Origin of the sequence: Terasakiella sediminum, assembly GCF_033100395.1 — a bacterium.
Lineage (GTDB): Bacteria > Pseudomonadota > Alphaproteobacteria > Rhodospirillales > Terasakiellaceae > Terasakiella.
This window is the reverse complement of sequence record NZ_JAWLVJ010000019.1, coordinates 35045-48901: the sequence shown is the minus strand read 5'-3', so window position 1 is coordinate 48901 and position 13857 is coordinate 35045. Positions and strand designations below refer to the sequence as shown.

Genomic DNA, 13857 nt, shown 5'->3' with positions numbered 1-13857 from the left:
ACCCTACCCCTGTGATTTGAAATTCTGCAGGATCATCCAGTTCCACAAAAAGAAACGATAATCCTTTTGCCCGCTTTGATGGGCCGAAATATTGCCTGCGACCACGGTTTCATTCAAGCCATAATCCACAGCCTTGCTGGCGGATAAGTCCACATCCTTCATCCAGGCCATCAACGGAATGCCAAAACCTTTTTTGCGTCGGTTCAGGATATCCTGCGGCACCAGTCGTTCCACCGCTTTCTTGAGCACTTTCTTGGTGGTCTTGCCATCGAACTTGTATTCCGCCGGAAGCGTGCGGGCAAAATCTACCAGATCATTATCCAGAAAGATGGATCTTGCCTCCAAACCGTTCATCATGGCAGCGCGATCCACCTTGGTCAGAATGTCGTCCGGCAAATAGAAATTGGTGAAAAATTCCAAGGATTTATCCACCACACCCTTATGGGCATCTTCCTGCCAAAGCGCCATGGCATCGCCGTAGATTTCATCCAGGCTGGTCGGTTCATGACACAAATCATCAATATCGGATTTGGTCAGCGGTGACATCCAGACCGGGTTCCACAGCTCCGGGCCATAATCCAGCCCCATCAAGACCCGGCGCAGTTTGAAATCCAAACTCATGTTCTTACCTGATTTCGGGATCAGATCAACCAGGGCCTTCATGCCTTTATGGGCAAAGCCGGGCATGACGCTGTTATAGAGGCACGCAGGTTTCAGGGCTTTGAACGGATCATAGCCTGCAAAGATTTCATCCCCCGCATCGCCGCTTAAGGCCACGGTGACTTTCTGACGGGCAAATTCGCATAACAGATAGGTGGGGAGAAGAGAGCCATCACCCATCGGTTCATCCAGCTTGGCAAACACATCGCCAATCAGCCCGCGCGCCTGATTGAAGTCGAGGATTTTTTCATGATGATCGCTGCCCAAGGCATTGGCCATAAAGCGCGCATGTTCAGACTCATCAAAAGATTTTTCCTCAAACCCGATGGCAAAGCTTTTAACCGATGCCGGATCACGCATGGAACACATGGCGGCAGCAACGGCAGAACTGTCCACGCCGCCGCTTAGGAACACACCCAAGGGCACGTCACTCATCAAACGGCGTTTAACCGATTGTTTCAGCAGATGTTCAATCTCTTCTGCCGCTTCATCAAAGCTTGGCGGGTTATCAGCCACATTGATGCGGAACTGCCAATAGGCCTTGAGATCAACCTTCTGGTCTTTCAGATCAAAGCGCAACCAATGGCCCGGTTTGAGCTTCTGGCAATTCTGATAAAAGCTGTAAGGCGATGGGATGTAGCCATAAGCGAAAAACTTCTTCAGGGCCGTGCGATCAATCGCAGTTTTAAACTGGCGATGCTGATCAAAAACAGACAGTTCTGATCCAAACGCAAAGAGGTCACCCTGCTGCGCCCAATAAAGCGGCTTTTCCCCAAAACGGTCGCGCGCCAAGAACAGACAGTTTTGGTTCTGGTCATAAATGGAAAAACCGAACATACCGTTCAGTTTAAGGGGCAATTCTTCCCCCCATTCTTCCCAACCATGAACCAGCACTTCGGTATCGCTGTGATCGGTGGCAAAGACATGGCCTTTGGATTTCAGCTCAGCGCGCAGCTCTTCATGGTTATAGATTTCCCCATTAAAAGTCACCCAGACGGTGCCATCTTCATTGGTCATCGGCTGTTTGCCGCCTTCCAAATCCATGATGGACAGACGAAGGTGCGCCAGATGCAGGGGTTGATCTGGGGCCTTATAAAACCCGTCCCCGTCCGGCCCGCGATGCCTTATCGCATCTGCCATACGCTGAAGGTCTTCCCGGTCACCCGGACCATAAAATCCTGCAATCCCACACATAAATTTTACTTATTCTTTTGGGAAGTTATTATGGGTTTTAACTTGGTAAATCTTTTTATCCTGGGCTTCAAAATAGGTCCGCATCAGCAATTCTGCCAATAACCCCATAAGGATACACAAAACGCCCGTGGTAAAGAAGGTCCCGACCAATGTCGGTAATGGCGTCAGGATGAAGGACGTGCCATCAAAGATTTTCAACCAAATCGCCCAGAGCGCACAGCCACCGGAAAGGGCCAAAGACAGGAAACCAAAGCCACCGAAAATATAGATCGGCTTGGTCATATAGCGTTCCATAAACATGACCAGGAACAGGTCCAGCAAAACCTTGAAAATTCGGTTCAGCCCGTATTTTGATTCCCCATGCACACGGGCGCGGTGATTAACCGGGACTTCCGCGATCTTACCACCCTGCCAGACGGTATAGATCGGAATGAAGCGATGCATTTCCCCATAAAGGCGCACCTGTTCCACCACCTCGCGCTTATAAGCTTTCAACGCACAGCCATAGTCATGCAGATGCACGCCAGACACTTTTGAAATCAACCAGTTGGCAATACGGCTGGGCAGCTTGCGGGTAAATTCCTTGTCCTGACGGTCTGCACGCCAACCGGAAACCACACTATAACCTTCATCCAGTTTTTCCAGAAGCTTGGGGATTTCGCCCGGATCGTTCTGACCATCACCATCCATGGAGACAATGATCTTGCCGCTTGCATGATCCAGCCCTGCCATCAGGCCTGCTGTCTGACCATAGTTGCGCAGCAGGTCGATCATATGGACATGCGGGTCTTCTTTTGCGATCTCAAGGCCGCGTTCCAGCGTCTTGTCCTTGGAACCATCGTTTACAAAGACCATTTCATACGAGCGGCCAATTTTGACCAGAATATCGCGAATTTCTTCATAAAGCGGGCGGATATTATCTTCCTCGTTATAAAACGGAACAATAACCGAAAGCTCAATTTCAGATGCTTTGTCGTCAATAGCCATGTTAGCGCGATCCCCTGTTTCTTAGCCCGCCAAGCTTTGTTCTGATGCGATCAAATGGTCCGGTTAAAATCATCATCGCGGCCAATGTCCCCAAAGGAATGACCGGCATGAGATAACGCTGTTCCAGATGAACCATCGCGAAGGCAAATGTATAGCCCAAATAAACCAGCCAAAACATAAAAATCAGCATGCAATCAGGCCGGATTTCGGAAACTCTGAATTTTTGGGCGATAAAATGTCGAATTGTAAAATATGGAACCCCAAAGATCAGGCAAACCGTCAGCACAATCGATATTACGCGGGCAATATTGCGCCCGATATAGGCTGCCAGCAAATCATAGCGATTGTCCTGTTTCACCTTTTCAAACAGGTCACGTTTTTTCTGAAATGGTTTTGTGCCCGTTGCCCAGAAATCAATGCTCATCATTGCTTCAAATGGCATAAAGGCATTAAAGGCCTGTTTTTCCCGGATATTGGAAAAGGTCACCACCAGCATGTCAACGGGATATTCCAGCCAGTAATCGACAAATTTCTTAAAGCCATAGCGCGAAATATCCAGCGCGTTCCAGCCATATGTTTTGACCAAATGGTGATTGATCGTACCAACATGCTGCAAATCAGTACGCTGGTCCATCGGTTGAAAATATGCCGGTTTGTCCTTCAGATAAGGGTCGTTTTCAAAGGCATTGACGCCGCGTGACTGCATATCCACCGCCGGAAAAAACATGGTGGTCTGGCCTGCGGTCGTGATAAAGCGTTCCCCCGTGCGATAATCGTTCCAAGTCTTGTATCCTTGAGTAAAGATCACCATCGGGGCGATGAAACATAGAAACAAGACGATACGACGCCCCCAGCTTTGCGAAATGGACACCAGCCACCAGATCACAAACGGCCAGTATAGGATCTGCAACTGGTTACCCGATTCACGGATCAGAAATGCAATAGCTATCAATAAACCAGCCAAGATCAATTGGCCCGCCTTTGGATCAATCCGCCCCACAATCCCGCGCCCGACAATAATCAAGGCAAGCAGGATCAAATTGGCATTCAGACTGTCAGTCAGCACACTTTGATCCAGCAACAAGCCATGCCCCATAGCGTGGGCAAACGCCACAAACAGGGCAAGGCCGAAGCGGTTGCTCATGTCCAGGGCCAGTTTAAACAGCATATAGCTGATGAAAAGCGACAAGACCATCTGGGCCAGCACAAGGATCCAGCCGAAATAATCAGGCGATAGCATTTTGGTAAAAGCAATGATAGCCGGATAGCCGATGGACCGAAAAGCCGTTTTCGGATACCAATAATTGGTCAGATCAACGCTATGCATCCAGGCCGTTTCATTCAGGATCATGTCAGCGTAACTGGTATATCCCGCACTATCCGGCGAGATCACGGGGCCATAACCAAACAAGAACACAGCCTTAATGGCAATGATCGCCAGGCCAAAACCCCAAAACACTTTTCGTTGTTGATCGCTCAAAACCATATCCAGCCTCATAAAACCCGTTGTGACTTATAATGCAATCACAAAAGGGGTAAAGGGTTTTTCTTTTGGCAGTCATGGTATAAGGTGCGCCCCATGAAAAAAGAGATGATCAGTTTTCTCATCGTCGGGCTTATCAATACGGTCATTCACTGGCTGGTCTATTGGGGGGCCTTATCGTTTATGAGCCACCAACCCGCCTTTGCCATTGCCTTTGCAGTGGGCACAGGTATTTCCTGGGCGCTCAATTCCAAAAAGACCTTTGATGTGGATCTAAACGCCAGAAAGCTGATGCTTTACTTTGCTTTCTACGGATTTTCCTACCTGATCGGGCGAACCGTACTGTACGTCTGTGTCGATCTCGCCGGGATCGATCGCTATCCTGCCATCCTGATCGTCACATTGGTCGGCATCCCGATCAACTTTGTTGGCTCTCGCCTTGTTCTAAAAGGCTCGCTTCGCAACTAAAGAACCGGGTCCAGAGATAGACACCAGACAAGGTGCAAAGCGGAAAGACTGACAGGAGATAGCGCTGTTCCAGATTTACCAGCGCATAAGCCCCGGTAAAACCGATATATATCAGCCAAAACAGGCCGAATAGAACGAGATTCTGGTCCATCTCGGTAAATCTGAAACCTGATTTAATCCCCTGTCTGATGATCAAAACCGGGACAGCCAACACAAAACAAATCGTGATAAAAAAGCTGACAACTCGTTCTGCATGACGTGCCACGTAAGCGGCCAGCAAATCATAACGGCCAAAATCTCTTACCTTGTAGGTCAGTTCCATCTTATCCCAAAACGGCTTTCTTTCCGTTTCCCAGAAAGGATAGGTCAGCGCGGTTTCCACAGGGGACAAGGGCATGAAGGCCTGATTGAGAGAGATTGCCCCCATGGTAATCTTCGCCATATCGGCGGGGCGTTCCATCCATAAACGGAAGAATGTCTTAAAGGCATAGCGCGACACATCCAACGCATCCCAGCCATGTTCCTTGACCAGATGAGTATTGATAACCCGGATATTCTGCAACGGGGCCACGCGCCAAAGCGGTTCATGATAAGGCGGCATGTCCTTCAGGTAGGGATCATTTTCAAATGCATTGATTCCGCGCTTTTTCAATTCCAGCACCGGGAAAAAGACCGTTGTCTGCCCGGCCGTGGTGACAAACCGTTCCCCCGTGCGCATCTGGTTCCAGGTTTTATAACTTTGGGTAAAGATGATCATGGGCAGGATCAGACAGGCAAACAACAGCGCGCGTTGTTTCCAGCGTTCCACCGTCCTGAACAACCACCAAAACGCCAGCGGCCAATAAAGATACTGCAGATAACTGCCTGCTTCACGGATCAGAAACGCCAGCGCAACCAATAAACCGACCGTGATCATGGCCTGCCAGTTTACAGGGCGTTTTTCCACAATTCCCTGCGCCATGATCAAGGTTGCGCACAGCAAAATATTGGCATTCAGACTGTCGGTTAAGACACATTGATCCAGCAAAAACCCAAGGCTGATCGCATGTGTTGCCCCGACAAACAGGGCGACATAAAACGACAGCTTCAAGGCCAGGGCAAGTGTGATCAGCCGATAAGTCACAAACAGGGACAGGCCCATCTGTACAAAAACCACCAGCCAGTCATAACTGTTGCTGGCGATCAGTTTCATCAGCGCAATAAAGGCTGGATAGCCGATGGATCGAAAACCCGACGGCGGATACCAGTAATCTTTCAGATCAAGGCTGGTACGCCATTGGGTGTCGTTCAAAATCCAGTCGGCAAAGCGCGTGTAGCCACCGCTGTCGGGCAAATGCATGGGGCCGTAAATCGCGAGAAAAACCGCTTTTAATCCCACAACTGCGGCAAAAAAAGCCCAAAGAACTTTCTGGTGCGTCCCCGTTAGGCTCATTGTTGATCCAGCCAGGCTTCAAACATCAAAACCGTCCACAAAGGATAGGTCCAAGCGCGTTTGCCGCTACGGTGATCCTGCCAACGGCTTTGCACCACATCGGCGTTGTAATAAGGATTATCCTTGATCCGGCTGATCGATAGCAAATCATCCCCCCAATCTTTTAAAGGCCCACGCAGCCAGTCAATCAGCGGAGGTTCAAACCCTTGTTTAGGGCGATCTACGATTGCAGGAGGAACATATTGATAAAGCACATCGCGCAAAATCCCCTTTTTATGATCATCGACCGTATAAGCATCGGGCAAAGACCAGATAAATTCGATCAGGTCATGATCCAGCAGAGGCGCGCGGATTTCCAGACTGGTGGACATGCTGGCGCGATCTGTCTTGACCAACAGATTGCTGGGCAAATAGGCCACGGTATCGCGATGCATCAGGCTACGTTCCAGCGAAACGTCCTCACCATCCACCAACGGTTCATCATAAATATTATGGGCCAGCTGATCTGCGCGGTACAGCCCTTCATCCATGCGCCAGCGGCTCATATGGTTGGCGTAATACTCAGCTGGCGTTTCATGATACAAGCGATTGAGTTTCTTGCGAAAACGCCGCGCCATACGTGACGGGCTATGGGCCATGGACATGAGGATTTTCTTGTTCAGGCCCTTTCGAAAGCCCGACATGTGATGAACCTTGCGCCAATGTTTCGCCGCATCCCAATAACGCCCATAGCCGCCAAAAAGTTCATCCCCGCCATCACCTGCCATGGTGACCGTCACATGTTGACGCGCCAGACGACACAAAAGTGTGGTTGGCACCTGCGATGGATCAGAAAACGGTTCGTCATAGACGTCCTGCAAGCTCGGGATCACATCCAGGCAATCCTGTTCAGACATTTTAAAAGTGGTGTGATCGGTCTTTAGATGTTCGGCCACCGCTTCGGCATGTGGACTTTCATCAAAGCGCGGATTATCAAACCCGATGGCAAAACTGCGCACCCGACCCGGAGCCACATCATTCATCAGCCCGACAACGGTGGAACTGTCGATCCCGCCCGACAAAAACGCACCAACCGGAACGTCAGCCACCATGCGCTGTTCCACACCTTTCAACAGACGTTTCTTTAGTTCTGCTGTCGCTTCGTCGCGTGAACCAGCAAATGGATTGCTACGCGCCTTGATAAATTCATCTTCTGGCTTCCAGAAAGCCTGAACCTTTGGCGCTTCGCCTGCTTTCACCGTCAGAAAATGCCCCGGTTCCAGCTTAGCAAAATTTTCATAGATACAGAGCGGGTCCGGCACATAGGCAAAGCGAAAGTACGCGTTTGCAGCCTTGGGATTAATCGTCGCCGTAAAATCAGGATGGGGTTTCAGGGCACGGACTTCAGACGCAAAAAAGAACGTGCCCTTTTCTGACCCATAATAAAGCGGCTTTTCCCCCATGCGATCACGGGCCAGAAACAGGCGCTGATCCTGCTTATCCCAAAGCGCAATGGCGAACATGCCGTTCAGTTTTGCAAGCGTGGCTTCAAAGCCGATACGGCTGATCAGTGCAAGGATAACTTCGGTATCGCTATGGCCTGTCCAGTTTTCACCTTCAATCTCTGCGCGCAGGTCCTGAAAATTATAAATTTCGCCGTTAAAGACCATCATATAACGCCCGCAAGCGGACGCCATGGGTTGGTGCCCGGCCTGCGATAAGTCTTGAATAGAGAGACGACGAAAACCAAGGGCAATGCCCGTGTCATCCACCCAATGGCCCTGATCATCCGGTCCACGCGAAATGATCTGGTCGGTCATTTTTTCTAGCAGCTGGGCTGCCTCGTCTGCGCCTTTGCCCTGCCCTAAAAAACCAACCAATCCACACATGTCGTTTATTTCCTAGCGATAAAAGGCCTCAACGGCCGTGATGATTTGGGACTGTACGTCTTCTTCCAGATAAGGATGCATGGGCAGGCTCAGCACCTGCGTTGCGGCCACTTCTGAAACTTCCACACCTGTGCTGACCACCGGATCGGATTTATATCCGGTTTGTTTATTCAAGGGCATGGGGTAATAGACTGCACTGGGGATGCCTGCTTCTGCCAGGTGCGCTTTCAATCCCTCACGGTCTTCCACACGCAAGGTATATTGCGCCCAGGCAGATTGATACCCATCCGAAACAAATGGTGTTTTGACAACATTATGCAGCGCGTTGGTATAGCGATCTGCCACAATCTGGCGCTTTTCCAGTTCTTCCGCAAAGACAGAGAGTTTCACGGAAAGAATGGCAGCTTGCAGAGTGTCTAGGCGACTGTTCAGCCCGATGCACACATTATCGTATTTCTCTGTGCCTTTGCCATGCTGGGACAGGGATTTCAATAGCGCAGCCTTGTTTACATCCTCACACAAGATCGCCCCGCCATCACCATAACAGCCCAAAGGCTTAGCCGGAAAAAAGCTTGTGGTGGTGTAATCGGCCAGGATACCGACTTTCTGATCACCAATCTGCCCACCCAAAGATTGCGCGGCATCTGCCAGCAGGATCAGACCATTTTCTTTTGTGATTTCAGCCAGTTGAGGATAATTTGCTGGCTGTCCGAACAAATCAACAGCCACCACCATACGCGGGGTCAGGCCAGATTGTTTGGCTTCCGTAATGGCCTGCTTCAGGCTTTGTGGGTCCAAATTATAAGTATCGGGCAGCACGTCGACAAAGAAGGGCGTGACACCCAGCAAGGAAAAGGCTTCGGCTGTTGCAACGAAGGTGAATGATGGCACAAACACCGCATCGCCTTTACCAAGCCCTTCGGCCATGCCAACCAAGGTCAGCGCGTCCGTTCCGTTGGCACAGCTGACCACATGGGCCACGCCTGTAAATTCTGCCAGTTCCGCTTCGAACGTGCGGACCGCCTGACCCTGGATAAAATCCCCGCGTTCCAGCACATCCTGCATGGCCTGATTGATTTTGTCACCAAGGGCGCGACGTTGGGCCTGAAGGTCGATAAAGGGAATACCCATGGTTTTAAGCCTCAATCAGCAGGCCGTCTGCTGTTTCCTGATATTGGGTGCCCTCGATGGGGCATTTTAAATCTGTGCCCAGCTTACCACCCGCCTTGCTCATCCAGCCGATGCGTTTGGCCGGAACGCCTGCCATCAAGGCATAAGGTACAACATCGCCTGCCACAACGGCACCAGCTGCAATAAAACTATATTCGCCAAGGGTTGCGCCACAAACAATAGTCGCATTGGCGCCAATGGTCGTGCCGCGTTTCACCCGGGTTTCGCGAAACTCATCTTTGCGTTCAATCTCGGCCCGTGGGTTATTTACGTTGGTGAAAACGCAAGAGGGTCCACAGAACACACCGTCTTCCAGCACCACGCCTTTATAGACACTGACGTTATTCTGGATTTTACAGTTGTTGCCGATCTGTACATGGGGTCCGGCCACCACATTCTGGCCCAGCACGCAGTTTTTACCGATAGTCGTGTTGCCAAGAACGTGGGAAAAGTGCCAGATTTTGGTCCCCGCCCCGATCTCACACGGTTCATCCACATAGGCGCTTTCATGTATTGTTACGCCATCGAAACTTGGTGCTTTCCCCATCACTCAGGCCTTTTCCTGGGCAAAGGGATGCTGTTCACCCTTTTGTGGTGTCAGGTCCATGGTGCGGATGTTGGCCACCAGTTCAATCGCCGGGCGCACATCAGAAATACCAAAGCCGCCGCCATCAAGGATATCCTGATAAGAAAGCGTATGGAGATCGGTAAAGCCACCGGAAAATTCAACCTCATCCCCATCAACGGTGATGGAACGATATGTCGTCTGACCTTCGGGCGTATGGGCAGGCAGGTCGTTACGGTCCACAGACAGGAACCAACGCACGCGTGCGCGTTCAAATTCAAGGTAGCCTGCAGAATGTTTGGCCGTGCGCTGATGAACCACGTTGGTCTTCATCGGACCAAAGACGAAAGACAACATGTCATAGAAATGCACACCGATGTTGGTCGCAATCCCGCCGGATTTTGGCTCATCCCCTTTCCAGGACACATGATACCAGCCACCGCGTGACGTAATATATGTCAGGTCCACATCGAATGTATGATCTTTGGGCGCGCTTTCGATCTTTTCTTTCAGCTTGATGATGGCGTCATGCAGGCGCAATTGCAGGATGGAATAGACTTTCTTGCCTGTGTGGCGTTCCATCTCTTCCAGACCATCAAGGTTCCAGGGGTTCAGCACCAATGGTTTTTCACAAATGACGTCGGCATCATTGCGCAGACCAAAGCGGCAATGGGCATCATGCAGATAGTTGGGCGAACAGATGCTGACATAATCAAGACCGTTGCCTGCACGTGTGATCTTGTCGATATGCCGGTCGAACCGTTCAAATTCGGTAAAAAAGCGTGCATCGGGGAAATGGCTGTCGATGATGCCAACACTGTCGCTGGTATCCAGTGCCGCCAGAAGATCGCCGCCTGTTTCCTTAATGGCTTTCATGTGGCGGGGGGCAATATATCCCGCCGCGCCGATCAATGCATAATTCGTCATTTATTTTACTACCGTTTTTAAAAGGTCGTGTGTATCTTTCGCACGCGCATACCAGGAATGTTCCTCCACTGCCACGCGCCGCGCATTTTTGCCCATTTCAAGCCGCTCATCTGCGCCTGAAACAAGCTTGTTTACCGTCGCTGCCAGTTCATCCGGACTGCCCGCAGGCACAATGTATCCGCATTGCCCATTCCTGACAACATCGGACTGAAACGGCATATCGGTTGCGACCACCGCAACCCCGCAGGCAAGGCTTTCAAACAGCTTGAGCGGGGCCAATCCGGTCGATCCGCGTCCTTCCAGATTTTCTGTACAGATAAAGGAGGTTTGAGCGCGTGCCACAAGGCTGGGCAAATGTTCGTACGGGATGCGACCCAGATATTTCACCAGATCCGGCTGACGCGCTGCCACTTCTTCCACATGAGGACGCTCAGCCCCGTCACCTGCCAGATAAATCGGCAGGTCTTTCGGCCATGTATCACTTTCCACCGCCGCCAAAACCGTCCTGATCCCCTGCCAGGCCGCCATGGTGCCAAAGAAAATGCAGAATTTTTCAGGCAAGTCCCTGGTATAGTCATTTTCCTGATGAGCAGCTTCCGGGCTGAACTGATCGGTATTTGCCCCGTTCGGGATCACCGACATGGGTTTTTGGTCACCCACAACCTTGCGACAAACTTCACCCAGTCCACCTGTCACAGGAACCAATCCCGCTGCCCATTTTAGTTGGCTTTCCATCAACCAGCGAAACAGCCATTTGGCTTTGCGCGTAATCGGCCAGGCAATAAACAGATCATCCACCGGGCCGTTGATTTCAATCACACACGGTACGCCGCGCAATTTTGCCCAAAAAGCCAGCGGCCAGGCGGCAAAATGCCAGCGCATGTAATAGGCATCTGGTTTGCCCCCTCGCATCGCGCGCCACAGGGTCTTGCCAATCTCTTTCAAACGAGACACCGCACCGGGCAAGGCTTTTTCATCATAGCGCGGGCAATAAAGATCGATGTCCCAGTCCATTTTCTTGAGATTATTGATAATCTCATGCACGTGCGTGTAGGACGCATGGCCTTGGCGTTCCGGTTCGGGACTGAGATAAATTAACTTCATGATACAAAATCCACATCAAACGTATCTGCCCAGCGGACCAGATTGATCCAGCGCCAGACTTCACCACTTAAGGCCTTGTCCCCGCGCTGAACGGCCTGAATTTCTGCCTGAAAGACCGATTGCTGCAAAAACGGCAGTTCTTTCACCCGATCACTTGCCAGCACATCTTCCAGCCAGGGTTTCGCCTGCCCCATCCAGGTTTCTTCTGGTGTCGCAAAACCGATCTTGTCACGCCGACCTAGAATCGAATCCGGAACGATATCGCGCATCGCATCGCGGAACACAGCTTTGGTCCGACCCTGATCATCAATCAGATAGTCTTCCGGCAGGCTGTAAAGGAAATCGACAATCTTCGTTGTCAGAAACGGCACCCGGCTTTCAATGGAATGGGCCATGGAATTTCTATCTTCATAACGCAGAAGCGACGGCAGAACCCGGGTGACCAGACTTTCTTTTAATTCATGACGCAGCACATCGCCCTGAATGGGTTTTTGCAAGGCTTTCAAAGAAACGTTTCGCCCCTCAAACCAGCTGGCATTCATCCAATCCGGCACCAGTTTTTCCCCAACCATGCGCCGTCCCAAGGTCTGCAGAACACCGGGCAGCAAAAACCGCATGGCGCGCAAAATCACACCGGATTTGGACCCGGATGTCGCCAAAGCATTGTTCAGAACGGCTTTTGCCCGCAAAATTTCCCCACGTTTCAGCATTGTCGCCAATCTGGCCGCGATAAAAGGAACATATCCGGCCAAAATTTCATCAGCCCCCTGCCCATCCAGCGTAACCGGGACATTTTTTGACCTTGCCAAACCAAAAACACGATATTGGGCATAAATACTGGTGGTGCCAAACGGTTCGCCCTGACGTTCAATGATATGGTCCAGATCATTGATCAGTTCCTGCCCGTTGGACTGAACCTTATGCATGGTCGCGCCCACCGATTGGCCCACAATATCCGCCCAGCTTTCTTCATCCATGGCTTCGCCCGGTGCGATGAAGCTGAACGTATGGAGATTAAGGTCATCACCTTTTAACTGACGCATAGCCATTACGACAGCGGAAGAATCCACCCCGCCGGACAATGCCGCCCCAACCGGAACGTCAGATCGTAAATGCAGATTAACCGTGTCCATAAACAGGTCGCGCAAATGGCTGGTGGCTTCCTGATAGGAAATATCCGTGGTTTTCTGAATAGTCGGTGCCCAATAGCGCCGTGGGTTAATGGCGATATTATTCAGATCAACAACCGCGTAATGGGCGGGCTGCAGATGGCTTACCCCATCAAACAGGGTTTTTGCGCCCATATCGGTAAAGCCAAAACGCAGATAATTATACAAAGCCTGCGCATTGATCGTGCGTTTAAAACTATTCAACGCCAGCAATGTGGTGAGTTCAGAGGCAAAAGCAATGCCGTTTTGATAGGCCACATAAGACATCGGCTTGATGCCAAAGGGGTCGCGTGCCAGTGTCACTGTCTGTTCATTACTATTTAAAAATGAAAAGGCAAACATACCTGTCAGGCGCGGCAAAGTCTTTTCTACGCCCCAATGGATCAGGGCGTTTAACAGAACTTCGGTATCACTTTGAGATTTAAAGCTAACCCCTTGTCCTTTAAGTTCTTTCTTCAGTTCGAGATAATTATAAATCTCCCCATTAAAGCACAGAGCATAGCCGCCACACTGGCTTTTCATCGGCTGCCACCCGCCTTCGGTTTCATCAATGATGGTCAGACGGCGATGGACAAAAGCCACATTGGCTTTTTCTGCCACCTGCTGAACATTGCGCGAAATTTCAATGGGGTGATTGCCCTGCTGCCAGCCCAGAAAGCCATAATCATCCGGCCCGCGATGGTGTTGTTTTTCAGAAAACAGGGTCAGATCAGCGGGATCAACCGTTATTCCTTGGGGAAGAAGCAGCCCGGCAATGCCACACATCAGCTATTCCCCCGGATTTGACACACAATCGCAACGCCAAAAGCGTCAGGTACAAATTTGATTGC

Annotated in this window: 11 protein-coding genes; 1 reads left to right on the top strand and 10 read right to left on the bottom strand. The window is 50.7% G+C overall.

Annotated features, from left to right (window positions below):
• Positions 1–3: 3 nt before the first annotated feature.
• The 3 genes from asnB (RYZ26_RS14615) to RYZ26_RS14605 are packed head-to-tail and all read right to left on the bottom strand — an operon-like array spanning position 4 to position 4321.
• Positions 4–1854: an asparagine synthase (glutamine-hydrolyzing) gene (gene asnB, locus RYZ26_RS14615; protein ID WP_317683970.1), complete on the bottom strand. Its 1851-nt coding sequence runs from the start codon at positions 1852–1854 to the stop codon at positions 4–6.
• Positions 1855–1863: 9 nt separating this feature from the next.
• Positions 1864–2841 carry a glycosyltransferase gene (locus RYZ26_RS14610; protein ID WP_317683969.1) on the bottom strand — a complete coding sequence of 326 codons (978 nt, stop codon included), beginning with the start codon at positions 2839–2841 and terminating at the stop codon, positions 1864–1866.
• Between the two features lies 1 nt (position 2842).
• Complete coding sequence (locus tag RYZ26_RS14605; protein WP_317683968.1) at positions 2843–4321, bottom strand: hypothetical protein; 1479 nt, start codon at positions 4319–4321, stop codon at positions 2843–2845.
• A 99-nt stretch (positions 4322–4420) separates the two neighbouring features.
• Between RYZ26_RS14605 and RYZ26_RS14600 the strand changes: the two genes are divergently transcribed.
• Complete coding sequence (locus tag RYZ26_RS14600; protein ID WP_317683967.1) at positions 4421–4792, top strand: GtrA family protein; 372 nt, start codon at positions 4421–4423, stop codon at positions 4790–4792.
• Here the strand turns inward: RYZ26_RS14600 and RYZ26_RS14595 are convergent.
• The 7 genes from RYZ26_RS14595 to asnB (RYZ26_RS14565) are packed head-to-tail and all read right to left on the bottom strand — an operon-like array spanning position 4743 to position 13792.
• The gene (locus RYZ26_RS14595; RefSeq protein WP_317683966.1) at positions 4743–6224 is read right to left on the bottom strand and encodes a hypothetical protein; all 1482 of its coding nucleotides are present in this window, start codon (positions 6222–6224) and stop codon (positions 4743–4745) included. The genes RYZ26_RS14600 and RYZ26_RS14595 overlap by 50 nt on opposite strands.
• Positions 6221–8092, bottom strand: coding sequence for an asparagine synthase (glutamine-hydrolyzing) (gene asnB / locus RYZ26_RS14590; protein ID WP_317683965.1), 1872 nt, complete (start codon positions 8090–8092; stop codon positions 6221–6223). Before asnB (RYZ26_RS14590) ends, RYZ26_RS14595 begins: the two co-directional genes overlap by 4 nt.
• Positions 8093–8104: 12 nt before the next feature.
• Positions 8105–9223, bottom strand: a complete 1119-nt coding sequence (locus RYZ26_RS14585; RefSeq protein WP_317683964.1) for a DegT/DnrJ/EryC1/StrS family aminotransferase — start codon at positions 9221–9223, stop codon at positions 8105–8107.
• Between the two features lie 4 nt (positions 9224–9227).
• Complete coding sequence (locus RYZ26_RS14580; protein ID WP_317683963.1) at positions 9228–9809, bottom strand: acyltransferase; 582 nt, start codon at positions 9807–9809, stop codon at positions 9228–9230.
• Between the two features lie 3 nt (positions 9810–9812).
• The gene (locus RYZ26_RS14575; RefSeq protein WP_317683962.1) at positions 9813–10754 is read right to left on the bottom strand and encodes a Gfo/Idh/MocA family oxidoreductase; all 942 of its coding nucleotides are present in this window, start codon (positions 10752–10754) and stop codon (positions 9813–9815) included.
• Positions 10755–11858 carry a glycosyltransferase family 4 protein gene (locus RYZ26_RS14570; protein ID WP_317683961.1) on the bottom strand — a complete coding sequence of 368 codons (1104 nt, stop codon included), beginning with the start codon at positions 11856–11858 and terminating at the stop codon, positions 10755–10757. It lies immediately after the preceding gene.
• A complete protein-coding gene (gene asnB / locus RYZ26_RS14565) occupies positions 11855–13792 on the bottom strand; it encodes an asparagine synthase (glutamine-hydrolyzing) (protein WP_317683960.1) in 1938 nt (645 codons plus the stop codon). The genes RYZ26_RS14570 and asnB (RYZ26_RS14565) overlap by 4 nt, the downstream gene beginning before the upstream one ends.
• Positions 13793–13857: the final 65 nt, after the last annotated feature.